The sequence below is a fragment of the Janibacter cremeus genome (assembly GCF_029395675.1).
In the GTDB taxonomy this organism is placed as follows: Bacteria; Actinomycetota; Actinomycetes; order Actinomycetales; family Dermatophilaceae; genus Janibacter; species Janibacter cremeus_A.
Genome location: NZ_CP115184.1, coordinates 1889103 through 1913477, shown reverse-complemented (window position 1 = coordinate 1913477; position 24375 = coordinate 1889103). Strand labels below are relative to the sequence as shown.

Sequence of the window (24375 nt, the reverse complement as noted above, 5' to 3'; positions counted from 1 at the left end):
GGGGTCGGTGGCTTCCTACATCAGTGCTGCTGCGCGCGGCGACGTGCGACCAGCACGGTGCCGGCGCCTGCACCCGCGAGGAGCAGACCACCGAGTGCGAGCGCGGCGGTGTTGTCCTCCTGGGAGGTCATGGCCGGGGTGAGACCGTCGGTCTGGACGACCGCGGGGATCTGCGGAGTGCCGGCGTCCGTGCCGTCAGTGCCGTCAGTGCCGTCGGTGCCATCCGTGCCGTCGGCCCCATCGGTGCCGTCGGTGCCATCCGTGCCGTCGGTCCCATCCGTGCCGTCGGTCCCATCGGTGCCGTCGGTGCCGTCGGTGCCATCCGTGCCGTCGGTCCCGTCGGTCCCATCGGTCCCGTCCGTGCCGTCAGTCCCGTCCGTGCCGTCGGTCCCATCGGTGCCGCCCGTGCCGTCATCCCCGGTGCCGGGCTCGACAACGACCGCGCCGATCGTCGCGTCCGACGAGACCAGGGTGCAGTCGAGCGTGACGTTGGTGGAGTAGCCACCACTCGCGTCGTACGCCCGGATGTAGCTCTGGAAGTCGCCCGCGGCGATGGTGTAGGTGCCCGCCTGCTCGAGGGTCACGGGCTCCGTCGCGCCGGTGGCGGTGACGACGAGCTCACCGGCAGCCGGGACCTCGGTCATGGGGATCTGGAGCGGGATGGTGCCATCGAGGGTGGTGGTGCCGTCGCTGAGCGTGAAGTCCGCCTGGTTTCGCGCATTTTGCGCGTTGAGTCCACCGTCCTCGGCGGCTGCCTCGGCTTCTCCCGGCCCATCGATGCTGCGCACGTTGAGCAAGCCGTACAACGAGTCACGCCGGGACTCCGGGATGGTGACGGTGGCCGTCACGTCGGGGTCGATCACATCGCCGACCTGCGCGGTCTCCGGCAGCGCGACGTCGAGGTCGACACTGACGGCGTTGTCACCCTCGATCACACCCATGTTGAGCACGGTGTAGGTGCAGCTGTAGTCAAGCGTGGCCGAAGCGGCCTGGGCCGGGGCCGCGGAGGCGATGCCCATCAAGCCGAGGCCGGTGACGAGTGCGGCACTCGCAGACAGACGGGTGGTGACGCGCTTGCTCATGGATCTCCCCTGAGGTCAGAGTTATGTACCTACCACTGAGTAGGCATCTGATCCGGCAACTTACAGATGGCTGGGAGAACTCACAAGGTTTTCCCAGACTTTTACTACCCGTCGGTCATGAGACCGGTCGCAGGGACGGACCCACACCGCTACTTGTCGACGTCCCCCACGACGAAGAACATCGAGCCGAGCACGGCAACGAGGTCGGAGACGAGGCAGCCGGGCAGGACCTGCGAGAGCACCTGCACGTTCCCGAAGGACGCGGACCGCAGCTTCAGCCGCCACGGTGTCTTGTCGCCGCGCGAGACCAGGTGGTATCCGTTGAGGCCCAGCGGGTTCTCCGTCGCGGTGTACCGGTCGCCCTCGGGCACCTTGAGCACCTTGGGGAGGCGCTGGTTCACCGGACCGCGCTCGAGCGAGCGCATCCGCTCCACGCACGCGTCGGCGAGGTCGAGGCTGACGTGGGTCTGCTCCAGGAGCACCTCGAGCCGCGCCAGGCTGTCGCCGGCGGTGCGGGTGACGACCCTGCCGGGGCCCCCTTCGCCGAAGAGTTCCCCGTACGCGAGGTAGGGGTCGTCGCGCCGCAGGTCCACGTCGACGCCCGAGGCCCGGGCGATCGGCCCGGAGACGCCGTAGGCGCAGGCGAGGTCGTGGGAGAGGGGACCGACCCCCTTCGTCCTCGCCTCGAGGATCTCGTTGCCGACGATCAGGACCTCGAGCTGCGGCATCCGGGCCCGGACCAGCGCCACGACGGCGGAGACCCGGTCCAGCCACCCCGCCGGCAGGTCCTCCTTGAGGCCGCCGACGCGGTTGAACATGAAGTGCATCCGGCCGCCGGAGATCTCCTCCATCACCGCCTGGAGGTCCTCGCGCTCGCGGAAGGAGTAGAAGATCGGCGTGATCGCACCGAGCTCGAGCGGGTAGGACCCCAGGAACATCAGGTGGTTGAGCACGCGGTTGAGCTCCGCGAGGAGGGTGCGAGCCCACGTGGCCCGCTCCGGGACCTCCATACCGAGCATCGCCTCGACCCCGAGGACGACCCCCAGCTCGTTGCTGAAGGCCGACAACCAGTCGTGGCGGTTGGCCAGCATCGTGATCTGCCGGTAGTCGCGGACCTCGAAGAGCTTCTCCGCCCCACGGTGCATGTAACCGACGACCGGGTCCGCCGAGACCACCCGCTCGCCGTCGAGCACGACCCGCAGGCGCAGGACGCCGTGGGTCGCGGGGTGCTGCGGGCCGATGTTGAGCACCATGTCCGCGCTCGCGAGGGTGGCGTCCCCGACGCCGACGTCCAGCGTCCGGGTGCCGGGTCCCGGTGTGCTCGTCATGCCCGCCAGTATGCGTCAGGCACCATGGGACGGTGTCGATCCGGACCCGTGGGAGGGCAGCGTGCGCTGCCGCAGTCGGTCTCGCACTCGTGGGCGTGGCCGGCTGCGCGTTCCCGTCCCCTCCACCGAGCTCGACCCGCACCTTCGACGGGTACCCCGTCCTGGAGCCGTGGACGCAGGCCGTGCGCGGGGCCGGCGACGAGGCCGCCAACATCGTCGTCCTCGGTGACTCGGTGAGCGAGGGCTCGGGCATCGAGGAGCACCTGGAGAACCGCTGGGTCGGCCGGCTGCAACGCGGGCTGCGGGAGCGGGCCGGGACGCCGGACTGCCCGACGGGTGCCGCCGGCTACCACGGCACGACCTCCGTCGTCCCCGCCGACTACCGGGCCTCGAGCATGCCCGACCCGCGCACGACGGGGGAGGTCACGCCGCTGACGGAGGTCGGCCCCGGCGGGCGGGCGCTCCAGCTCGGTCCCGCCGCCAGCATCAGCTGGCAGGTCGACGCCCGGTCCGTCGACGTCGGCTACCGCACCCGGCCCGACGGCGGCACCCTGCGCATCGAGGTCGACGGCGTCACCCCCACGCCGGCCCTGGCCATCCCGACCGGCACGGGGAGGGCCGGCCCCGGCGCCACGGGTGCGGACGGCACGCAGGTGCGCAGCACGGGCGAGCGCAGGGTGTGGTCCTCCGGGGGCCTCGGACCGGGCAGGCACACGGTGACGGTGACCAACGCCAGCGAGGCGGGGAGCGACGCGCCGGTGACCGTCACCGACCTGACTCCCTACCGCGGCGACCGCGACCGGTGCGTGCACGTCCTCGACGCCTCCCGCTCCGGTGTCTCGGCGCGCGTCATCTCCCAGACGCCGACGTACCTCGCCGACAGCCTCTCGCTCGACCCGGACCTGCTGCTCGTGCCGCTCGGCTTCAACGACGCGTTGCGTGGTGTGGGTCCGGCGGAGTTCGGCCGTGTCCTCGACTCGCTCATCGAGCAGACGCGCGAGCTGGGGTACGAGGGGCCGGTGCTGCTCGTCGGCTGGTTCGTGCCCGACTGGGGCGGGCACGCCCCGGCCTGGAGCCTCTACCTCGACCAGATGGCCGATCGCACCGAGCACGAGGGAGTCAGCTTCATCGACCTGTCGGCGGTGCTGCCGCCGGTGGCCGTCGCCCCCGACGGGGTGTACCTGGACGACCTGCATCCCGGACCACGTGGACAGGTGCTCATCGCCGACAGCCTCCTCGAGGCGCTCGCACCGCGGGCCGATCTCGAGGGGGCGAGTGCGCCGCAGGCCCCGTGATCAGGGCACGCGACGGGTCGCCCACAGGAAGTCGCCGGGACCCGGACCGGTGAGCGCGGCGGCGTGGGAGGCCCCGGACAGGGCAGCCAGGTAGCCGGCAGGGTCCGTGTGTGCCCGCTCGGTCGGTGGCCGGGTGCCGTCGACCCCCAGGTCCCGCAGGACCTCGCGCTGCGTGCGCACGGTGTCGGCGCGAAGGGAGTCCATCGCCACGTGGGCGGTCAGGTCGCACGACCCGTCCGGCAGCGGTGGGCAGGCCGTCCCGGCGCGGTAACCGATGAGCGTCCCGTCGGGCGGTCGGGAGCCCGTCCGGTGGCCGTAGTCGACGGCGACGACGAGGCCGGATCCCGTCCGCGCGACCAGGCGCTCGAAGGCCTCGTCGCGCGTGCTGCCGACCTCGACCGTGGCACCCGGAGGGTGCGGCCCCGGCCACCACCGCCTCACCCAGGCGGCGGAGGCATCGTCGAGCGGCCCGCCGAGGTGCTCGACGCCATCCTCCTCGACGCACACCGTGCGCAGCACCCCCCGCTCGTCCGCGCGGGCGATGCCGCACGGCACGACGTCGAGCCACTCGTGCGCGAGGACGAGGGCGTCGGTCGGCGCGCCGAGGTCGGGCAGGTCGGGACCGCCGGGGGAGATCAGCCAGTCGATGCGCGGGTCGAGACCGGCGGGACGGTCCACGACGTCGACGCCGAGGAGGCCGAGGTCGACATCGGCGCGCCGGGACGAGGCCGCGAGGGCGGTCAGCAGCTCACCCCGGCCGCAGCCGACGTCGACGACCTGCCGCAGGCCCTCCCTCTCGACCAGCCGCAGCAGCGCATCCGCGAGGAGCTCGCCGGCCGTGCCGTGCGTCGAGGTCGCGAAGTGCCCCGCCGGCCCCTCCGCGCGACGGTAGAACCCCCCTTCGCCGTAGAGGGCCTCCGTCCACGCCTGCTGCCACGTCCGCACCCCCGCATTGTCGCCCGGGAGGCAGGTGGGCGAAGGGGGTGTGCCCCCGGGTACCGTCGGGCCGGTGAGCATCCCACCCGTGCCCGAGCGGCCCACCCTGCGCGTCGGGGTCGTCGGATCCGGTCGGGTCGGTGCCGTCCTCGGTGCCGCCCTGCGCGGCGCCGGCCACGAGGTCGTCGCCGTCTCCGCCGTCTCCGAGGCCAGCCGGGACCGTGCTGAGCTGCTCCTGCCCGGTGTCCCGGTCGTGCCCGTGCCCGAGGTGGTCTCCTCCGCGCAGCTCGTCGTCCTCGCCGTGCCCGACGACGCCCTGACCGACCTCGTCGCCGGCCTGCACGCCACCGGTGCCTGGCGCCCCGGGCAGCTCGTGGTCCACACCTCGGGCCGGCACGGGCTGGCCCCCTTCGCTCCGATCGCCGACGAGGTGTTGGCGATGGCGATCCACCCGGCGATGACCTTCACCGGGACCAGCCTCGACCTCTCCCGGCTGCACGAGTGTTGCTTCGGGATCACCGCGCCGGAGGAGATGCGACCCGTCGCCGAGACCCTCGTGGTGGAGATCGGGGGCGAGCCGGTGTGGGTGCCGGAGGAGTCCCGCGGCCGGTACCACGCGGCCCTGGCGCACGGCAGCAACCACCTGGTCACCCTCGTCGCGCAGGCCATGGAGATCCTGCGCACGGCCGGCATCGACCCCGCCGACCGCGTGCTGCGACCCCTGCTCCAGGCGAGCCTCGACAACGCCCTCGCCTCCGGTGACGCCGCGCTGACCGGGCCGGTCGCGCGCGGTGATGCCGGTACCGTTGCCGCGCACCTGGACGAGCTGGCGGACCTCCCGCAGGACATCCGTCCCGCCTACCGCGCCCAGGCCCGGGCGACCGCCCTGCGCGCCGCGCGCGCCGGTCGGCTGCGCGCGGACGTGGCCGAGACCATCATGACGACCCTCGACGAGGAGACCCGATGACCACCACCCCCCTCGTCGCCCGCAGCAGGGACGAGCTCGCTGCCGCCCGCGCCGGGCTCACCGACGGCGACGTGGCCGTCGTGATGACCATGGGCGCCCTGCACGAGGGGCATGCCCGGCTCATCCGCACGGCCCGGGAGCGCGCCCGGCACGTGCTCGTGACGATCTTCCTCAACCCGCTGCAGTTCGGGGCGGGCGAGGACCTGTCGAAGTATCCGCGAACCTTCGACGACGACCTGGCGCTCTGCACCCGCGAGGGGGTCGACCTCGTCTTCGCCCCCACCCCGGACGTGGTCTACCCGGACGGCAACCCGGGTGTGCGCATCTCCGCCGGGCCGCTGGGCGACGTCCTCGAGGGCCAGTCGCGCCCCGGCCACTTCGACGGGATGCTCACCGTCGTCGCCAAGCTGATGCACCTCACGCGCGGGGACCTCTTCTACTATGGGCAGAAGGACGCCCAGCAGCTGCTCCTCATCCGGCGGATGGTGCGCGACATCGACTTCCCCGCGACGGTCGTCTCCGTGCCCACCGTGCGCGAGGAGGACGGCCTCGCCATGAGCAGCCGCAACACCTACCTGTCCGAGAGCGACCGGGAGACCGCCCTCAGCCTCTCCCGCGCGCTGCGGGCCGGCGCCGATCGCGCGGTGGAGGGGCCCTCCGCGATCCGACGGGCCGCTCGGGAGGTCCTCATCAGCGAGCCGCTCGCGCTGGTGGACTACCTCGTGCTCGTCCACCCGTCGAGCCTGGACGAGGTGCCGGAGTGGTACCGCGGCGAGGCGCTGCTGGCCGTCGCCGCCAGGGTCGGCACCACCCGCCTCATCGACAACGTCCCCGTCCTCGTCGGCCCGGGGGGCGGGGCGCTCGAGGTCTTCTCTGACGTGCCGCACGCCGCCCTGCACGACTGAGCGTCCCGTTGTGGGGACGGACACGGTCCCGGTCGGAACAGGCACGGCGGCCCTTGGTCGTTCGTTCCTCACTCCCTGAGCCGGGCCACCATCCCTGTCCGACCGCAGCCCCCCTTTGTCCGCAGCGACCCGCCGGTAGGCCAGAGCGTGCCGGACGTCTCGCTCCACACGTCGTGACGGCGGTGCCGTGCTGATGCGAGACTGGACGACGGTCAATCGCCGAGAAGAAGGACAACTGGTCGTGCAGCGTTACATGCTCCACAGCAAGATCCACCGGGCCACGGTCACCCAGGCCGACCTGCACTACGTCGGGTCGCTGACGATCGACCGCGACCTCATGGACGCCGCGGACATGCTCCCCGGGCAGCAGGTCGACATCGTCGACGTCGACAACGGCAACCGGCTGACCACCTACGCCATCGAGGGTGAGCGCGGCACCGGGATCATCTGCATCAACGGTGCCGCCGCGCGTCTCGTCCAGCCCGGCGACACGATCATCATCATCGCCTACGCCTCGATGGACGACCACGAGGCGCGGACCTACGAGCCCCAGGTCGTCTTCGTCGACGGGGACAACGCGATCGTCGACCAGTACCACGACGCGGGCGACGTCCCGGAGGGCTTCGGCCTGAGCACCTCGGCGGTCACCCACCGCGACCACCCGGGTGACGGAAGCGCCGGTGCCTGACGCGGGCGAGGGGGTCGCGCTCCCGCGCTTCCTCACCTCGCCGCCGCCCGGTTGGACGGCCGACGCGGACGTGCTCGTCGTCGGGTCCGGGATCGCCGGGCTGACCTGTGCGCTGCGCCTGCGCGAGCACGTCGACCGGGTACTGCTCGTGACCAAGACCGAGCTGTCCGCCGGGTCGACCACGTGGGCCCAGGGCGGGATCGCCGCCGCCCTCGCCCCGGAGGACTCCGCTGCCGAGCACCTCGACGACACCCTGGTCGCCGGCGTCGGCCTGTGTGACGAGTCGGCCGTCGAGGTCCTCGTCACCGAGGGCCCCGCCCGGGTGCGCGAGCTCATCGGGCTCGGCGCGCGGTTCGACACCGACGACGCCGGAGAGATCACGCTCACCCGCGAGGGTGGCCACCACCGCGACCGGATCGCCCACGCCGGCGGCGACGCCACGGGAGCGGAGATCTCGCGCGCCCTCATCGCCCAGCTCGAGGCCGTGCGCGCCGACCCCGGCATCGAGGTCATCGAGAACGCCCTCGTGGTCGACCTGCTCACCTCGGCCGAGGGCTCCGTGTGCGGCGCGACCGTCCACGTCATCGGCGAGGGGGAGATCGACGGGGTGGGCGCCGCACGCGCCCGGGCCGTCGTGCTCGCCACGGGAGGGCTCGGCCAGATCTACTCCTCGACGACCAACCCTCCCGTTGCCACCGGGGACGGCATGGCGGTCGCCCTGCGCGCGGGCGCCGCGCTCGCCGACCTGGAGTTCGTGCAGTTCCACCCGACCGTCATGCACCTCGGTCCCGGCGCGAGCGGTCAGCAGCCGCTCGTCTCCGAGGCGGTGCGCGGCGAGGGCGCCGTCCTCGTCGACTCGACCGGCGAGGCCTTCATGGCCGGGGTGCACCCGCTCGCCGACCTCGCCCCCCGGGACGTCGTCGCGCGCGCGATCCTGGAGCGGATGGAGGCGACCGGCACCGACCACGTCCTCCTCGACGCGCGGCACCTCGGCGGGGAGTTCCTCGAGCGCCGCTTCCCGACGATCGTCGCCCGGTGCCGCGAGCTGGGCATCGACCCCGCGACCGAACCCATCCCGGTGGCCCCGGCACAGCACTACGCCTCGGGCGGCGTGCGCACCGACCTGCGCGGCCGCACGAGCCTGCCCGGTCTCTACGCCTGCGGGGAGGTCTCGTGCACCGGTGTGCACGGCGCCAACCGCCTCGCGAGCAACTCCCTCCTCGAGGGACTCGTCTTCGCCCACCGGATCGCCGAGGACCTCGTGGAGCGGCTGGCCGGTGGCGAGCTGCCCTTCGTCGAGCCATCGGGCGAGGCGAGCACCGGCCTCCTCGACGCCGCTCACCGTCCCGCCCTGCAGGAGACGATGACGAGGGGGGTCGGCCCCCTTCGCTCCCGGGAGTCCACGCGCTCGGCGCTGGCCTCCCTGCAGGAGCTGGCCGCGGCCACGTCCGATGCCGAGCCGGGACCGCGCAGCTGGGAGACGACGAACCTGCTCCACCTCGGCCGGGCGCTGGCCACCGCCGCGCACCTGCGCGAGGAGACCCGCGGCGGCCACGTGCGGCGCGACCACCCGGTGCCCGACGACGCGGAGTGGTCCGCGCACCTCGTCCACGTGCGTGAGCCGGACGGCGAGCTGGCCGTGATCCGACTGGACGTCGACCTCTGTTGGCCGCAGCCGCGCGCCGCACACGGGACCGAAGCGCTGGAGGGCGTGCAGTGACCGGCCCGGACTTCCCGCTCGAGGCCGCCCGCCGGCTCGTCGACACCGCGCTGGCCGAGGACCTCGGTCCGGACGGTCTCGACGTCACGAGCTCCGCCACGATCCCGGCCGACCAGGTCGCGACCGGCCACGTGGTCGCCCGCGAGCCCGGTGTCCTCGCCGGCGCACCCGTCATCGCGCTCGTCCTCGAGGGGGTCGCCGCGCGGACGGGAGGGACGCCCCCTTCGCTCGAGGTGCGGATCGCCGACGGGACCCGACTGGTGGCCGGCGACGTCATCGCCGTCCTCGACGGACCCGTCCGGCAGGCGCTCATGGCCGAGCGCACCCTGCTCAACGTCATGTCGCGCCTGTCCGGCGTCGCCACGCACACCCGTCGCTGGGCGGACGCGCTGGCCGGGACCGGGTGCACCGTGCTCGACACCCGCAAGACCACACCCGGCATGCGCGAGCTGGAGAAGTACGCGGTCCGTGCCGGGGGCGGGACGAACAAGAGGATGGGCCTCTTCGACGTCGCGATGGTCAAGGACAACCACGTCGTCGCCGCCGGGGGAGTGGGCGCCGCCTACGCCGCGATCCGGGACCTCCACCCCGAGGTCGCGATCGAGGTGGAGGTCGAGTCCACCGAGCAGGCACTGGAGGCGCTGGAGGCTGGGGCACGGTTCCTCATGTGCGACAACATGCCCGTCGACCTGCTGCGCTCGACGGTCGACACGGCCCGGGCCCGTGCGGCCGAGCTCGGTGCGAGCGTCGAGATCGAGGCGACCGGTGGGCTGGCTCTCGAGGTGGCCGCCGAGTACGGCGCCACGGGGATCGACTACATGAGCGTCGGCGGGCTCACCCACTCCTCGCCGATCATCGACCTCGCGCTCGACCTGGTCTGAGCCCCCTCTCCGGGCCCGGCGATTCGGGCCGCGACCGGTCCGCGGATATCGTGGGGGACCGTGACTGACGAGCCGATCGAGACCCCTGCCGACGACGAGCTGCCGGAGCAGATGCGCATCCGGCGGGAGAAGCGCGACCGCATCCTCGCCGACGGCAAGCAGGCCTACCCGGTCGGCGCCGCCCGCACCCACTCCCTGGCGCAGGTCAACGAGACCTGGGGCCACCTGGAGACCGGCGAGGAGACCCAGGACGTCGTCACCGTCGCCGGCCGCGTGATGTTCGTGCGCAACACCGGCAAGCTCGCCTTCGCCGCCCTGCAGGAGGGAGTCGGCACCCGCCTGCAGATCATGCTCTCGCTCGCCGAGGTCGGCCAGGAGGCCCTCGACTCGTGGAAGCACGACGTCGACCTGGGTGACCACGTCGCCGTCACCGGTCGCGTCATCCGCTCCCGCCGCGGGGAGCTGTCGGTCATGGCGACCTCCTGGACGATGGCCTCCAAGGCGCTGCGCCCCCTTCCCGTCCTGCACAAGGAGCTCTCGGAGGAGGCGCGCGTGCGTCAGCGCTATGCCGACCTCGTCGTGCGCCAGGAGGCCCGCGACATGGTCCGGCTGCGCGCGGGGATCGTTCGGGCCATTCGCGAGACCCTGCACGCCCGTGAATTCATCGAGATCGAGACGCCGGTGCTGCAGCTCGTGCACGGTGGCGCCGCGGCGCGTCCTTTCGATACACACATGAATGCCTTCGACCAGGGGATGTCGCTGCGCATTGCCCTCGAGCTGCCGTTGAAGAAGGCCGTCGTCGGTGGTGTGGACCGCGTCTACGAAATGGGGCGCCTTTTCCGCAACGAGGGCGTGGACTCCACCCACTCCCCGGAATTCACCTCACTCGAGGTCTACGAGGCCTGGGGCGACCAGTTCACGATGGCCGAGCTGATCAAGGCGCTCATTCTCGCCGCCGCCGACGTCGCCGGAACCCGCCGGGTGACCACGCCCGCCGGGGAGGTCGACCTCGATGGTGAGTGGCGGTGGCTGTCCTTCTACCCCGCCCTGAGCGAGGCCGTCGGTGAGGACGTCGACGTGACCACCCCGGTCGAGCGCCTGCGCGAGCTCGCGGAGGCGAAGGGGGTCTCCCTCGACCCGTCGTGGGATGCCGGCAAGGCCGCCATGGAGATGGTCGCCGAGCTCGTCGAGCCCACCTGCATCCAGCCGACCTTCATCTGCGACTACCCGGCGATCGCCCAGCCGCTGGCCCGCCCGCACCGGGAGAAGGAGGGCCTCATCGAGGCCTGGGACCTCTTCATCGGCGGTGTCGAGCGCGGCACGGCGTTCTCCGAGCTGATCGACCCGGTCATCCAGCGCGAGGTCCTCGAGGACCAGTCCCGCCGCGCTGCTGCGGGTGACGACGAGGCGATGCAGCTCGACGAGGACTTCCTGCGGGCTCTGGAGTTCGGCGCGCCGCCGATGGGTGGCCTCGGCCTGGGTATCGATCGCCTGATCATGCTCTTCACCGGGGTCGGCATCCGCGAGACGATCCTCTTCCCCCACCTGAAGCCCGAGGCCTGATCATGGGTGCATTCATTGCCGAGTACTGGCCCTATCTGGCCGCGCTGCTGCCGACGGTCGGGGTGGGTTATCTCTTCTACTGGATCATCCGCTACATGATCGAGGCCGACCGCAGTGAGCGAAAGGCCATTGCGAAATGGAATGCGGAGCACGGTGACAACCTGAAGGGAAATCACCAGCCGCTCCCCAAGAAGGACGGGCCTGTGGACAACTAATTGGGTGATTCATCGGATTCCTGACTATTGTGGAATGCAACCCAAAGACTTTCTTCAATTGAACGGAGCCCGACATGGCCCAGCGTGTCCAGATCATCCTCGAGGACGACATCGACGGGGGTGAGGCCACCGAGACCGTCACCTTCGGTCTCGACGGCGTCAGCTACGAGATCGACCTCAACGAGAAGAACGCGACCGCCCTGCGCGACGCCCTCGCCCGCTACGTCGGCGCCGGCCGGCGTGTGGCCGGTCGTCGCAGCAGCGGGTCGTCCTCCTCCTCGCGCTCCAACAGCAACGAGCTGGCGAAGATCCGCGAGTGGGCCCGCGCCAACGGCCACGAGGTGTCCGACCGCGGCCGGATCAGCAAGAAGGTCCGCGACGCCTACGCGAAGGCCACGGGCTGAGCGAGGTCAGCGCCGATGAGCTGCGCGCCGCGGTCGCGCAGCTCGACCGGCACCTCGCCTTCCTGACGGTTCGGGTCGCCGACGACGGTGACCCGGACCGAGGCATTCCGCTGGCCCGTGCGCTGCAGGTCGCACCGCGGTGGATCGAGGCCTACCGCGAGGTGACGATCGCCCAGTCCGGCACCGCGCCGGCCGGGATGCCCTCGGCCTTCGTCCTGCAGTACCTGCTCGACCCGCTCGCGACGGTCATCGCGACCGCGGCGGTGCGCACCCCCTTCGCCCTCGACGCCGACCCGGCGCTGTGGTCGCTCGACCTCGACCCGTCCTACCTCTACCCGGTCGCGGTGCAAGTGAGACCCGGCGGCCACCAGCGGGTCGATGACGACGTCGACCGGCTGGAGACGGCCTGGGCGGGCTACCGCGACACCGGCACCACCCTGGCCACCCGGTTGCCGACACCGACGAAGATGAGCAGCCGGCAGCGGCTCGGCATGGTCGAGGACATGTGGGAGATCGCCCTCGCCCGGCTCGTCGGAGCGCCGCCACCGGAGCGGACGTCGTGCTGCCTGATGTACGCCCTGCCGGGTCTGGACGCCTGCGCCGGCTGCCCGCGTCGGACCTGACGCCGGGGCGGTCAGGGCAGCAGCGGCTCGAGCGGGTCGCCGTGCTCCTCGAGCCGGACGAGGACCTCGTCGAAGCCCAGCTGCTGCAGCGCCTCCGCGTCCTCCGCCCCGGCCTCGACCTCGTCCCACGTGCGCGGCGCCGCCACCCACGGGTCGTCCCGACCGCGCATCGAGTACGGGCAGACGGTGGTCTTGGCCGCGACGTTCTGGCTCCAGTCGAGGAAGACCTTCCCCGGGCGCAGCGACTTGGTCATCTTCCACAGCACCAGGTCGGGGTGGTTCTTGGTCATCTCCTGCGCCAGCTGCTGGGCGAGGTCGCGCACCTGGTTGCTCGTGAGGTCACCGCCGAGCGGGGCGTAGAGCTGCATCCCCTTGCTGCCGGAGGTGACCGGGTACAGGTCGAGCCCCAGGCGCCCCAGGCGTTCGCGCAGCAGCAGGGCGACCCGGGCGCACTCGTGCAACCCGGCCGGCTTGCCCGGGTCGAGGTCGATGACCAGCCGGTCGGGGTTGAGCCGTGCGCCGTCCTCGTCCACCCGCCACTGCGGGACGTGCAGCTCGATGCTGTTGAGGTTGACCAGGTAGGTCAGCTGGGCGAGGTCCTCCACGAGCGGGAAGGTCACGTCGTCCACCTGCACCCGCGGCAGCCAGCTCGGCGCCCCGGAGGGCAGGTTCTTCTCGAAGAAGCTCTCGCCGCCGGTCCCGTGCGGCCACCGCACCCGCGTCACGGGACGCCGGGCGAGGTGCGCGAGGATCGTCTCGCCGGCCCGGGCGTAGTAGGCGAGGATCTCCCCCTTCGTCGTCTCCGTGGCGGGGTACATGACCTTCTCCAGCGAGGACACGCGCAACGTGCGCCCGGCCACCTCGACCCGGGTGACGCTTCCGCGGGAGTCAGCCATCGGTCGTCTCCCACAGGTCCGCGGCGGTCAGGTCGGTGCGTGTGCGCAGGTACGACGGCTGCCGCAGGCGTCCGCTGCCGCGGCCCAGGCTGGCGACGTCGATGACGACCTCCGGCTCGACCCACGTCGTCCCCTTCACGTCCTCGCGCGGGACCTCGGAGGCGAAGGGGGAGCCCCCCCGCTCGAGGGGACGGAGCCGCTCGAGCACGGCGGCTCCCGCGCGGCCGGCGAGGCCGGCCCCGACGCGCCCGACGAAGTCCCACCCCTCGGGACCCGGCACCCCCACGAGGACGGAGCCGAGCAGGGTGCCGCCGGTCTCCCTCCGCCAGCCGCCGACGACGACGGACTCGCTGTCGCGGTGCGGGCGCTTGCGCCAGTCGGGCGAGCGGCGACCGGCGGCGTAGGGGGCGGAGCGACGCTTGGAGACGATGCCCTCCAGGCCCTGCTCCGCGGTCGCTGCGAGCAGTCCCCGGCCGTCGTCGTGGGTCGGCGGGACCTGCCAGCGCGGCCCGTCGATGTCGAGCTGCTCCAGCAGCTGCCGGCGCGCCGACCACGGCTGTGCGGTCAGGTCCTGGCCGAGCAGCCGCAGCAGGTCGAAGGCCATGAGCGTCACCGGGCGGGAGCCGGCGAGCGTGGCCGCGCGCCGGGCGTTGGTCACGTGCATGCGTTCGGTGAGGCCGGCGAAGGAGGGACGGCCGTCGACCAGGGCGACGAGCTCGCCGTCGAGGACCATGTCGTCGTAGAGCTCCGCCAGCGGTGCGAGCTCGGGGTAGGCGACGGTGACGTCCCGACCGGTGCGACTCGTCACGGTGAGGGTGCCCCCCTTCGCCTCGACGATGACGCGCATGCCGTCCCACTTGACCTCGTGGACCCACTCGGCGCCCTGCGGCACGGTGTCGGTGAGCGTGGCGAGCATCGGTCGCATGACCCCATCCTGCCCCCTGTCTCCGCGTAGGCTGAGGTGGACGCTCACCCTCGGGAGGATTGCATGCGCGCCATCTGGAAGGGGGCCGTCTCCTTCGGCCTCGTCAACGTCCCGGTCCGGCTGTACTCCGCGACGGAGAACCACGACGTCCAGTTCCGACAGGTCCACCGCACCGACGGCGGCCGCATCCGCTACAAGCGCTTCTGCAGCATCGACGGTGAAGAGGTCGCCTACGACGACATCGCCAAGGGGTACGAGACCGAGGACGGGGAGATGGTCATCCTCACCGACGAGGACATGGCAGGCCTGCCGACGCGATCGAGCAAGGAGATCAGCGTCGAGAAGTTCGTCCCCGAGGACCAGATCGACCCGATGCTCCTCGACAAGAGCTACTACCTCGAGCCCGACAAGTCGGCCACCAAGCCCTACGTCCTCCTGCGCGAGGCGCTCGAGGCGCAGGGGCGGATGGCCATCGTCACCGTCGCCATCCGCACCCGGATGACGATGGCGGTGCTGCGCGTGCGCGAGGGCGTCATCGTCATGCAGACGATGATGTGGCCCGACGAGATCCGCAGCGCCGACTTCGCTGCCGTCGACGAGGCGGGTGAGGCCTCCGAGAAGGAGATGGCCATGGCCCGGTTGCTCATCGACGAGCTCGCCGGCGACTACGACGCCGACGAGTTCGAGGACGACTACGCCATCGCCGTCCAGGACCTCGTCCGCTCCAAGATCGAGGGGGGAGAGGTCCGCGCCCCGGAGACCGAGGAGGAGGAGGGCGGCGAGGTCGTCGACCTCCTGGCCGCGCTGGCCCAGTCGGTCGAGAAGGCCAAGAAGTCCCGCGGGGAGAGCGCCGGCTCCTCGCAGGAGGGCCGGGAGGACTCGTCGACCGCCGAGAAGTCGAGCTCGAAGGCGCCGGCGAAGAAGAGCGCTGCCAAGAAGTCCACGGCGAAGAAGTCCACCGCCAAGAAGGCGCCGGCGAAGAAGAGCACCGCCAAGAAGTCCACGGCGAAGAAGTCCACCGCCAAGAAGACGCCGGCGAAGAAGTCCGACCCCAAGAAGAAGGCGAGCTGACCACCCTTCGCCATGCCTGAAGGCCACACCCTCCACCGGATCGCCCGCGACCTGCACGCCGCCTTCGCCGGCCGGGTCGTGTCCGTGTCGTCCCCGCAGGGGCGCTTCGCCGCCGGCGCGGCGCTCCTCGACGGCCACGAGGTGGTCGAGGCACGGGCCCACGGTAAGCACCTCTTCGTCGAGTTCGCCGGTGAGCGGGTGCTGCACGTGCACCTGGGGCTGATCGGCACCTTCGTCATCGACTCGACCGCGTACGTGGGCGAACGTCCGGTCACCGGTCAGGTGCGCTGCCGCATCGCGACCGAGGAGCACGCCGCCGACCTGCGTGGTCCCATCAAGTGCGTCGTCATCACGCCCGAGGAGGAGGCGGCGGTCCACGCCAAGCTCGGTCCGGATCCCTTGCGCGACACCGACGGTGGGCCTGCGTGGGAGCGGATCCACCGCTCGCGCAAGTCGATCGCGGCCCTGCTGATGGAGCAGGACGTGCTGGCCGGTGTCGGCAACGTCTACCGCTGCGAGGTGCTCCACCGGCACCGGATCAACCCGATGACCCCGGGGGAGCGGCTCAAGCGGGCGTCGTGGGAGCTGATCTGGGCGGACCTGCGCCGGCTCCTGCCGCTCGGCGTGGCGACGGGGCGGATCGTCACCGACGTGGCCGAGGTGGACGAGATCGAGGCCGCCCTGGCGAAGGGGGAGGACGTGCACCTCGACGAGCGCACGAGCGCGGTCTACAGGCGGACCGGGGAGGACTGCGGTCGGTGCGGCTCGGTCATCAGGGCGAAGGACGTCGCCGGCCGCACCCTCTACTGGTGCGGGAACTGCCAGCGGCGCAGCTGATCAGGGCCGTTCCGGCCGGGTGAGGTGCATGACCTCCGGCGGGCGCCCCCACTCGTCACGCCCGAGCCGGGACATCGGGCGCAGAGCCTCCATGCTGGGGTGTCCGTCGACGAGCGCCTCGTCGGCGACGGTGATTGCGAGGATGTCGCCGAGCACCAAGTGCGAGTTGCCCAGTTTGATGCTCGAGTGCAGCCGGCACTCGATGGAGACAGGGGAGGCCGCGACGCGCGGGACGGTGACGAGCGCGCTGGGTTCGAGGTCGATGCCCAGCGCGCTCGCCTCATCCACGTCCGGCTCGAAGGGGGCGCTGCTCGCGTTGGCGAGGTGCGACAGCTCCTCGCTCACGAGGTTGATGACGAAGTGCTGCGTCGCCAGGACGTTGCGCAGCGTGTCCTTGCGTCCAACCGATGCGAAGCTGACGATCGGTGGGCGCGCGCAGGCGACGTTGAAGAAGGAGTGCGGAGCGAGGTTGCCGGTCCCGTCGGAGGCAACGCTCGTGATCCAGGCGATGGGACGAGGCACGACGATCGACGTGAGCAGGTCGTAAGGATTCGTGGCCGGGTCGCTGGTGTCGAAGACCGTGCGCATGGGACCAGCGTATGGGCCTCGGGATCGGCAGGGCGCGAGCGGCGATACGGTCGGTCCATGAGCATCGTCAAGATCAACGCCATCACCGTGCCCGAGCAGGCGCGTGAGGAGTTCGAGCGTCGCTTCGCCGCCCGCAAGGGGGCCGTCGACCAGGAACCGGGGTTCGAGGGTTTCCAGCTGCTGCGTCCGACGGAGGGCGAGGAGCGCTACTTCGTCCTCACGTGGTGGGCCGACGAGGAGTCCTTCGCCGCGTGGCGGGACGGCAATGCCAGCGAGGCGCACTCGGGACAGCAGCAGCAACCGGTCGCCACCGGCACCCAGCTCATGGGCTTCGACGTCGTCCTCGACTCGCCCAAGCCCTGAGCGGCCCTGATTTGTGCGCTGAGAGCGAACACGCCCGAGCAGGCGCCCGCCGTGGAACAGCCTCGCGGAAGATGACGTTGGCACCCATGACAAGGCTTGACCTCGAGCACTCGGGGTAGGCACGTAGCATCGTGGTCCTGAGCGACACATGAAGGGGTAGATCCCATGTTCGAACGGTTCACCGACCGGGCCCGCCGGGTCGTGGTCCTGGCCCAGGAGGAGGCGCGCCTCCTCAACCACAACTACATCGGGACCGAGCACATCCTGCTCGGCCTCATCCACGAGGGCGAAGGGGTGGCGAGCAAGGCGCTCGAGTCCCTGGGGGTCTCCCTCGATGCCGTCCGTGAGCAGGTCCAGGACATCATCGGTCCGGGCCAGCAGGCGCCGTCGGGGCACATCCCCTTCACCCCGCGCGCGAAGAAGGTCCTCGAGCTGTCCCTGCGCGAGGCGCTGCAGCTCGGCCACAACTACATCGGCACCGAGCACATCCTCCTCGGCCTCATCCGTGAGGGCGAAGGGGTGGCCGCCCAGGTCCTAGTCAAGCTCGGCGCGGACCTCGGCCGCGTGCGCCAGACCGTCATCCAGCTGATCTCCGGCTACCAGGGCGGCAAGGAGGGCCAGGCCGCCGGTGTCGGCGCGGGCTCCGGCCCGCAGGAGGGCCAGCCCGCGGGCTCGCTCGTGCTCGACCAGTTCGGTCGCAACCTGACCCAGGCCGCCCGGGACGGCCAGCTCGACCCGGTCATCGGGCGGACCAAGGAGGTCGAGCGCATCATGCAGGTGCTCTCGCGCCGCACGAAGAACAACCCCGTCCTCATCGGTGAGCCCGGCGTCGGCAAGTCCGCCGTCGTCGAGGGCCTCGCCCAGGACATCGTCGACGAGAACGTCCCGGAGACGCTGAAGGACAAGCAGCTCTACACGCTCGACCTCGGCTCCCTCGTGGCCGGCAGCCGCTACCGCGGTGACTTCGAGGAGCGCCTGAAGAAGGTGCTCAAGGAGATCAAGACGCGCGGCGACATCATCCTCTTCATCGACGAGATCCACACCCTCGTCGGTGCCGGAGCGGCCGAGGGCGCCATCGACGCCGCGAGCATCCTCAAGCCGATGCTGGCGCGCGGTGAGCTGCAGACCATCGGTGCGACCACGCTCGAGGAGTACCGCAAGCACATCGAGAAGGACTCCGCGCTCGAGCGCCGCTTCCAGCCGATCCAGGTCGACGAGCCCTCGCTGGCGCACGCCATCGAGATGCTCAAGGGCCTGCGCGACCGGTACGAGGCGCACCACAAGGTGACCATCACCGACCCGGCGATCGTCGCCGCGGTGACGATGGCCGACCGCTACGTCAACGACCGCTTCCTGCCGGACAAGGCGATCGACCTCATCGACGAGGCGGGCGCGCGCCTGCGCATCCGCCGGATGACCGCCCCGCCGGAGCTGAAGGAGTTCGACGACAAGATCGCGCAGGTGCGTCTGGAGAAGGAGTCGGCCATCGACGGCCAGGACTTCGAGAAGGCCGCCAGCCTGCGTGACGACGAGAAGAACCTGCTCGCGGACAAGGCCAAGCGCGAGGAGGAGTGGAAGGCCGGCGACATGGACATCGTGGCCGAGGTCGACGAGGAGCTGATCGCCGAGGTGCTCGCCGCCTCGACCGGCATCCCCGTCTTCAAGCTCTCCGAGGAGGAGTCCAGCCGACTGCTCAACATGGAGGGCGAGCTGCACAAGCGGGTCATCGGCAACGACGACGCGATCCACGCCCTCTCGGCGGCGATCCGTCGCACCCGAGCCGGTCTGAAGGACCCGCATCGCCCCGGCGGCTCGTTCATCTTCGCCGGTCCCACCGGTGTCGGCAAGACCGAGCTGGCCAAGGCGCTCGCGGAGTTCCTCTTCGGTGACGAGGACAGCCTGATCACCCTCGACATGTCGGAGTACTCCGAGAAGCACACGGTCAGCCGTCTCTTCGGCTCGCCCCCCGGCTACGTCGGCTACGACGAGGGTGGCCAGCTGACGGAGAAGGTGCGCCGCAAGCCCTTCTCGGTGGTCCTCTTCGACGAGGTGGAGAAGGCCCACCCGGAGATCTTCAACTCGCTGCTCCAGGTCCTCGAGGACGGTCGCCTGACCGACTCGCAGGGTCGGATGGTCGACTTCAAGAACACCATCATCCTGATGACGACGAACCTCGGCACCCGGGACATCTCCAAGGGGTCGATGGGCTTCGTCGCCAACACGGACGACCGCACGGACTACGAGCGGATGAAGGGCAAGGTCATCGACGAGCTGAAGAACCACTTCCGTCCGGAGTTCCTCAACCGCGTCGACGACACGATCGTCTTCCCGCAGCTGAGCCAGGACGAGCTGATCCAGATCGTCGACCTCGAGGTCGCCAAGCTCGACAAGCGTCTCAAGGACAAGGACATGGGCATGGAGCTCACGTCTGCGGCGAAGGAGCTGCTGGCCAAGCGTGGCTACGACCCGGTGCTGGGTGCCCGTCCGCTCAAGCGGACCATCCAGCGCGAGATCGAGGACGTGCTCTCCGAGAAGATCCTCTTCGGCGAGCTGCACGCCGGTGAGATCGTCGCGGTGGACGTCGAGGGCGAGGGCAAGTCCGCGAAGTTCACCTTCCACGGCACGCCCAACGTCGGCGAGCTCGACGTCCCGCTCATCGAGGCGGGGGACGGCGGGTCCTCCTCCGACTGACCGCACAGGACGAAGGGGGCGGCCACCATCGAGGTGGTCGCCCCCTTCGTTGTGCTCCGGTCCGAGAAGACTGTCCGGGAAGTCCTGAGGTGACCGGGAAACCTCGGGATGACCGCTTCGTGGCCCGGCCATGTCGAGGTTTACCGGCCCTACCGCTCCTTCCCGGTCAGGCGGGTGGGGTCCAGCGCGGATCGCGGCCGATGAAGGCGAGGAAGCGCTCCTGGGTGCTCGCACCTTCGGGGACGGGCTGCTGGTCCCCGAACTGACCCGACGCGCGGATCATGGCTGCCCGGGCGCTCATTCCCTCAAGCGCGCCGGCGATGAACTCCTCGTCCAGTCGGTCGTCCTGCCCGGTCGCGCGAGCGAGGTCCCACGTGTGGAAGACGACGTCGCTCGTGAAGTACTGGTCGAGCATCGCCGGCAGTGGTAGCTCGCCGATGCGCTCGTGGGCGAAGACCACCTGCTCGCTCGCCGGGTCCTCCAGCAGTGCCCGCACCTGGGCATCGGTCTGCTCCCACGCCGCGACGGGGTCCTCCTCCGCGGACGGCACCGGGACGAACTGCACCTGGCTGCCGGACGTCACGAGCGCCGGCAGCCAGGTGGACAGGTGTCCGACGATGTCCCGTGCCCGCCACTGCGCGACGGGGGAGGGAGCGTCCCAGTCGGGGGTCCCTCGGACGCGGTCGGTGAAGGTGTCGGCGGCCGAGCGATAGCGCTCGACGACCGACAGCTCGGTCAGCGAGGTCATGTGACCTCCCCGGCGTCGAGTATCGAGTCGAGGGTGGCGTAGCCCTCGTTGATGCCGACGTCCATCCCGGAGGCGAGCATCTGCTCGCGCGCCTCGAAGGAGTCGACGAGCGAGCTGACCACCAGGCGGCTCCACCCGTCCCCGAGGTCCTCGAAGGTCACCGTGTCCAGGGACACCCCGTCGGGGTAGCCCTCCCAGGTGAAGGTCTGCACGATCCGGTCCGGTCGGACGTCGTGGAAGCACCCGTGGAACCGGAACTCCTCGGCGTCGGTCCCCTCGCCCCGGATGTTGGTGAACCGCCAGCTGCCGCCGGTACGTGCCTCCCAGTGGTCGATGCGGGTGGACAGGTCCTTCGGGCCGATCCAACGGGCGTAGAGGTCCGGGTCCGTGTGCGCGCGGAACAGCTGCTCGGGCGTGGCCCGGAAGTCCCGGGTGATGCGTAGGACGGGGACCTCCGGGTCGGCCTCGATGGTGGCGGTGGTGACGTGGGTGGATGTGGTCTTCATCGGTCTGCTCCTGCATCAGTGGTGTGCGTGCCGGGCGAAGGGGGTTCGCCGAGCACCTCCTCGAGCCGGACCATGCGGTCCTCGGCCCGTCGGTGGTGTCGCTCGATCCAGGTGGTCAGGGTGGCCAGCACCTCGCTCTCGAGGTGGACCGGGCGGCGTTGCGCCTCACGACTGCGAGTGACCAGGCCGGCGTCCTCGAGCACCCGCAGGTGCTTGCTGACGGCCTGCAGACTCACGTCGTAGTGGGCGGCGAGGTCGGAGACGGTGGCGTCACCGACGGTGAGGCGGGCGACGATGTCCCGCCTGATGGGGTCGGCCAGGGCGGCGAAGGCCCGGGACAGCTGGTCCTGGGTCCGGGCCATGACGTCCCCCGTCCATTGATCAACCAAAAGGTTGAATACAACGGTACGCCGACGGAAGGCCGTGGTCAACCATGTGGTTGACAACGGGCGCTGAGCCCCCTTCGCGCCCACCTGCGGCCCCGCCCCGTGGCGGGGCGTAGGTTTGTCCGGGTGAGCGTCACCATCCGTCGAGCCCGCACCACGGACGTGTGGGCCATCCGCGACCTCGTGGCCCCGTTGGCCGAGCGGCGGGTCCTCGTCAGCAAGGACACCGTCGCCTACTTCGAGGGACTGCAGGAGTTCCACGTCGCCGAGATCGACGGCGAGGTCGTCGGGTGCGGCGCCCTGCACGTGATGTGGGAGGACCTCGCCGAGATCCGCACGCTCGCGGTCGCGGACGCGCACCTCGGCCGCGGCGTCGGGGGCCGGCTGCTGCAGGCACTGACCGAGGACGCCATCGCCCTGGGTGTCCGGCGACTGTTCTGCCTGACCTTCGAGACCGAGTTCTTCATCCGTCACGGGTTCGAGGAGATCGACGGGCGGGCCGTCGACCCCGAGGTCTACGTCGAGCTGCTGCACTCCTACGACGAGGGCGTGGCGGAGTTCCTCGACCTCGAGCGGGTCAAGCCCAACACCCTGGGCAACTCCCGGATGCTGCGCCAGCTCTGACCGCTTCGAAGCCGCATCTCCCCGGGGGCGTGCGGCGAAGGGGGTCGACCGCCGGCCGGTGCGGTCGGCGGCTCAGGAGGGCAGCGAGTAGCGGCCGTCCTCGTCCTGCTCGGCCAGTCCGTCCTCGAGCAGACCGGCGAGGCACCGCTCGACCTTGGACTCGTCATCGGGCCACGTGGTCGTGATCGCCGTGCGCGTGACCGGGTCCGCGCTCTCCCGCAGCAGCTGGACGATGCGCCCGCGGACCTGCCGGTCGGTGCCGTGCCACGCCTGGCCGCGCCTCGGCGGCCCCTCGTGCTCGGGACGTCCGGCGAGCTGCCAGGCGCACAGGTGCGCGACGGGACACCCGTCGCACCCGGGGGAGCGGGCCGTGCACACGAGCGCCCCCAGCTCCATGACCGCGGCATTCCACGCGTTCGCCTCGTCCTGCTGGCGCGGCATCGACCGCTCGGCGAGTCGGGTCTCGGCGGCCGTCAGCGACGCGGCGGCGTGCTGGCGTCCGGTGACGGTCCGGGCGAGGACCCGTCGGACATTGGTGTCGACGACCGTCCGTGGGTCACCGAAGGCGAAGGACGCGACCGCGGCGGCCGTGTAGGCGCCGACTCCCGGGAGCGCGAGGAGGTCCGCGTGCTCGCTCGGGACCTCACCGGCGTGCCGCTCGACCATCACCGTCGCCGACTCCCACAGGCGCAGCGCGCGGCGCGGGTAGCCGAGACGCTCCCACATCCGCACCGCCTCGCCGGGGGCGTCCGCGGCGAGGTCGAAGGGGGTGGGCCAGCGCTCCATCCAGCGCTCCCAGACGGGGAGCACCCGGGCGATGGGGGTCTGCTGGGACATCACCTCGGACAGGTAGACACCCCACGCGGAGCAGTCGGGCTCGCGCCAGGGCAGGTCGCGTCCGTGGTCGGCGTACCAGGAGGTGACGGCATGGTGGAGCCGCGGTCCGGCGGCATCGGTCATGGCAGCGGGCTCCCGTCGAGCCGGGGGCGGTACCTCCCGGATCGGGTGTCGAACCTGCCCACGATTTCGGAGCCGACGAAGCACCCCATCTAGACGTAGCGCTCGAGGATCGAGGACTCGGCGAGACGGGAGAGTCCCTCCCGGACCATGCGGGCACGCAGCTCACCGACGCCGTCGACCGTCATGAGGTCGTCGAGGCCGGCCGCCAGGAGCGGCTGCAGGGAGCCGAAGTGCTCGACCAGCCGCTCGATGATCGCGCCGGGCAGGCGCGGGATCTTGCTCAGGATCCGCAGGCCGCGGGGACCGACGGTCGCGTCGAGTGACTCGCCGACGATCGGGAAACCGAGGGCCTTGGCCACGTGACCGAGGTCGAGGAGCTCGGCGGCATCGAGGACCGCGAGGTTGTCCAGCACGTCGGTGTGGGTGCGGACCGCCCCGTCGGGCTCGATGTAGTCGAGGATCACCGTGCGCATGTTGTCGTCGAGACCGGCGGTCAGCTCCTCGAGCTGCAGGCTCAGCAGCCGTCCGTCGATCCCGAGCTCGAGGACGTACTCGGCGATCTCGGCGTGGATGCGTCGGACCATCTCCAGGCGCTGGAGCACGACTGCGACGTCGCGGACGGTGACCAGGTCCTCGATCTCCAGCGCCGACAGCGCACCGGTGACCTCGGTCAGCCGGGTCGTGTAGCGCTCGAGCGTCTGCATCGCCTGGTTGGCCTGGGAGAGCAGCTCGGAGGCGGTGCGCAGCACGTGCCGGCGCCCGGCGACGTAGAGCGCGATGATGTGCATGGACTGGCTCACCGACAGCACGGGGTTGCCGGTCTGCCGCGCGACCCGCTCCGCGGTGCGGTGGCGGGTACCGCTCTCCGTCGTCTCGATCGTGGGGTCGGGCACGAGCTGGACGGCGGCCTTGTGGATGCGCGAGACGTTGGAGTCGATGATGATGGCGCCGTCCATCTTCGCCAGCTCGCGCAGTCGCGTCGCGGAGAACTCGATGTTCACGTCGAAGCCGCCGGTGCACAGCGCGTCCACGCGCGGGTCGTAGCCCATGACGATGAGCGCGCCGGTGTTGCCGCGCATGATGCGGGCGAGTCCGTCACGCAGCGGTGTGCCGGGGGCGACCGCGGCAAGGGTCGCCCGGAAGAGGTCCTCGTCGGCTTCGGTCACGAGCCGA

Annotated in this window: 26 protein-coding genes; 15 read left to right on the top strand and 11 right to left on the bottom strand. The window is 71.1% G+C overall.

The annotated features are described in order from the left end of the window. Positions 1–20: 20 nt before the first annotated feature. Positions 21–1082: a DUF6801 domain-containing protein gene (locus O9K63_RS08960; protein ID WP_277237175.1), complete on the bottom strand. Its 1062-nt coding sequence runs from the start codon at positions 1080–1082 to the stop codon at positions 21–23. Positions 1083–1231: 149 nt separating this feature from the next. Then, entirely contained in the window at positions 1232–2410 is a 1179-nt protein-coding gene (locus O9K63_RS08955; RefSeq protein ID WP_277237174.1) for an NADH-quinone oxidoreductase subunit D, read from the bottom strand. A gap of 32 nt (positions 2411–2442) precedes the next feature. On the opposite strand from O9K63_RS08955, the gene O9K63_RS08950 reads away from it, so the two are divergent. Then, positions 2443–3705, top strand: coding sequence for an SGNH/GDSL hydrolase family protein (locus O9K63_RS08950; protein WP_277237172.1), 1263 nt, complete (start codon positions 2443–2445; stop codon positions 3703–3705). On the opposite strand, the gene O9K63_RS08945 is transcribed toward O9K63_RS08950, so the two are convergent. Then, a complete protein-coding gene (locus O9K63_RS08945; protein ID WP_277237170.1) occupies positions 3706–4650 on the bottom strand; it encodes an SAM-dependent methyltransferase in 945 nt (314 codons plus the stop codon). 64 nt (positions 4651–4714) lie between these two features. On the opposite strand from O9K63_RS08945, the gene O9K63_RS08940 reads away from it, so the two are divergent. From O9K63_RS08940 to O9K63_RS08900, 9 genes are all read left to right on the top strand, one after another. Beyond that, positions 4715–5608 (top strand): Rossmann-like and DUF2520 domain-containing protein, encoded by an 894-nt coding sequence (locus O9K63_RS08940; protein ID WP_277237168.1) that lies wholly within the window; start codon positions 4715–4717, stop codon positions 5606–5608. Then, positions 5605–6513 (top strand): pantoate--beta-alanine ligase, encoded by a 909-nt coding sequence (panC, locus tag O9K63_RS08935; protein ID WP_277237165.1) that lies wholly within the window; start codon positions 5605–5607, stop codon positions 6511–6513. Before O9K63_RS08940 ends, panC begins: the two co-directional genes overlap by 4 nt. Before the next feature lie 241 nt (positions 6514–6754). Next, positions 6755–7201, top strand: a complete 447-nt coding sequence (gene panD / locus O9K63_RS08930) for an aspartate 1-decarboxylase (protein WP_277237164.1) — start codon at positions 6755–6757, stop codon at positions 7199–7201. Then, positions 7194–8921, top strand: coding sequence for an L-aspartate oxidase (locus O9K63_RS08925; protein ID WP_277237163.1), 1728 nt, complete (start codon positions 7194–7196; stop codon positions 8919–8921). The genes panD and O9K63_RS08925 overlap by 8 nt, the downstream gene beginning before the upstream one ends. After that, positions 8918–9802, top strand: coding sequence for a carboxylating nicotinate-nucleotide diphosphorylase (gene nadC / locus O9K63_RS08920; protein WP_277237161.1), 885 nt, complete (start codon positions 8918–8920; stop codon positions 9800–9802). The genes O9K63_RS08925 and nadC overlap by 4 nt, the downstream gene beginning before the upstream one ends. A gap of 111 nt (positions 9803–9913) precedes the next feature. Further along, positions 9914–11365 carry a lysine--tRNA ligase gene (lysS, locus tag O9K63_RS08915; RefSeq protein ID WP_277242299.1) on the top strand — a complete coding sequence of 484 codons (1452 nt, stop codon included), beginning with the start codon at positions 9914–9916 and terminating at the stop codon, positions 11363–11365. 2 nt (positions 11366–11367) lie between these two features. Continuing rightward, positions 11368–11580 (top strand): hypothetical protein, encoded by a 213-nt coding sequence (locus O9K63_RS08910; RefSeq protein ID WP_277237160.1) that lies wholly within the window; start codon positions 11368–11370, stop codon positions 11578–11580. Between the two features lie 74 nt (positions 11581–11654). After that, on the top strand, positions 11655–11984 hold the full coding sequence (locus O9K63_RS08905) for a histone-like nucleoid-structuring protein Lsr2 (RefSeq protein WP_277237158.1): 330 nt from the start codon (positions 11655–11657) through the stop codon (positions 11982–11984). After that, positions 11897–12607, top strand: coding sequence for a (2Fe-2S)-binding protein (locus tag O9K63_RS08900; protein ID WP_277237156.1), 711 nt, complete (start codon positions 11897–11899; stop codon positions 12605–12607). Before O9K63_RS08905 ends, O9K63_RS08900 begins: the two co-directional genes overlap by 88 nt. A gap of 11 nt (positions 12608–12618) precedes the next feature. Here O9K63_RS08900 and ligD (O9K63_RS08895) read toward each other — a convergent pair whose 3' ends face one another. Beyond that, positions 12619–13503 (bottom strand): non-homologous end-joining DNA ligase, encoded by an 885-nt coding sequence (ligD, locus tag O9K63_RS08895; RefSeq protein ID WP_277237154.1) that lies wholly within the window; start codon positions 13501–13503, stop codon positions 12619–12621. Next, on the bottom strand, positions 13496–14428 hold the full coding sequence (gene ligD, locus O9K63_RS08890; protein WP_277237151.1) for a non-homologous end-joining DNA ligase: 933 nt from the start codon (positions 14426–14428) through the stop codon (positions 13496–13498). Before ligD (O9K63_RS08890) ends, ligD (O9K63_RS08895) begins: the two co-directional genes overlap by 8 nt. A 63-nt stretch (positions 14429–14491) precedes the next feature. Between ligD (O9K63_RS08890) and O9K63_RS08885 the strand changes: the two genes are divergently transcribed. Together O9K63_RS08885 and O9K63_RS08880 are read left to right on the top strand one after the other, a co-directional pair. After that, entirely contained in the window at positions 14492–15499 is a 1008-nt protein-coding gene (locus O9K63_RS08885; RefSeq protein WP_277237149.1) for a Ku protein, read from the top strand. A 12-nt stretch (positions 15500–15511) separates the two neighbouring features. Beyond that, on the top strand, positions 15512–16336 hold the full coding sequence (locus O9K63_RS08880; protein ID WP_277237147.1) for an Fpg/Nei family DNA glycosylase: 825 nt from the start codon (positions 15512–15514) through the stop codon (positions 16334–16336). Here the strand turns inward: O9K63_RS08880 and O9K63_RS08875 are convergent, their stop codons facing one another. Beyond that, complete coding sequence (locus tag O9K63_RS08875) at positions 16337–16924, bottom strand: flavin reductase family protein (protein ID WP_277237145.1); 588 nt, start codon at positions 16922–16924, stop codon at positions 16337–16339. 57 nt (positions 16925–16981) lie between these two features. Here O9K63_RS08875 and O9K63_RS08870 point away from each other — a divergent pair, with 57 nt between their 5' ends. Together O9K63_RS08870 and O9K63_RS08865 are read left to right on the top strand one after the other, a co-directional pair. Next, positions 16982–17287, top strand: coding sequence for an antibiotic biosynthesis monooxygenase family protein (locus O9K63_RS08870; protein ID WP_277237143.1), 306 nt, complete (start codon positions 16982–16984; stop codon positions 17285–17287). Between the two features lie 165 nt (positions 17288–17452). Further along, entirely contained in the window at positions 17453–19978 is a 2526-nt protein-coding gene (locus O9K63_RS08865) for an ATP-dependent Clp protease ATP-binding subunit (protein WP_277237142.1), read from the top strand. A gap of 166 nt (positions 19979–20144) precedes the next feature. Here O9K63_RS08865 and O9K63_RS08860 read toward each other — a convergent pair whose 3' ends face one another. Genes O9K63_RS08860 through O9K63_RS08850 form a run of 3 tightly spaced genes read right to left on the bottom strand, consistent with a single transcriptional unit; the run spans position 20145 to position 21594 of the window. Next, positions 20145–20726: a TIGR03086 family metal-binding protein gene (locus O9K63_RS08860; protein WP_277237140.1), complete on the bottom strand. Its 582-nt coding sequence runs from the start codon at positions 20724–20726 to the stop codon at positions 20145–20147. Then, positions 20723–21232 (bottom strand): SRPBCC family protein, encoded by a 510-nt coding sequence (locus tag O9K63_RS08855; protein WP_277237139.1) that lies wholly within the window; start codon positions 21230–21232, stop codon positions 20723–20725. Before O9K63_RS08855 ends, O9K63_RS08860 begins: the two co-directional genes overlap by 4 nt. Next, positions 21229–21594 carry an ArsR/SmtB family transcription factor gene (locus O9K63_RS08850; protein WP_277237137.1) on the bottom strand — a complete coding sequence of 122 codons (366 nt, stop codon included), beginning with the start codon at positions 21592–21594 and terminating at the stop codon, positions 21229–21231. The genes O9K63_RS08855 and O9K63_RS08850 overlap by 4 nt, the downstream gene beginning before the upstream one ends. A 150-nt stretch (positions 21595–21744) precedes the next feature. Here O9K63_RS08850 and O9K63_RS08845 point away from each other — a divergent pair, with 150 nt between their 5' ends. Beyond that, the gene (locus tag O9K63_RS08845; protein ID WP_277237135.1) at positions 21745–22242 is read left to right on the top strand and encodes an amino-acid N-acetyltransferase; all 498 of its coding nucleotides are present in this window, start codon (positions 21745–21747) and stop codon (positions 22240–22242) included. 72 nt (positions 22243–22314) lie between these two features. On the opposite strand, the gene O9K63_RS08840 is transcribed toward O9K63_RS08845, so the two are convergent. Next, positions 22315–23202, bottom strand: coding sequence for an A/G-specific adenine glycosylase (locus O9K63_RS08840; protein ID WP_277237134.1), 888 nt, complete (start codon positions 23200–23202; stop codon positions 22315–22317). An 89-nt stretch (positions 23203–23291) separates the two neighbouring features. Then, positions 23292–24368, bottom strand: coding sequence for a DNA integrity scanning diadenylate cyclase DisA (disA, locus tag O9K63_RS08835; protein WP_277237132.1), 1077 nt, complete (start codon positions 24366–24368; stop codon positions 23292–23294). Between the last annotated feature and the right edge of the window lie 7 nt (positions 24369–24375).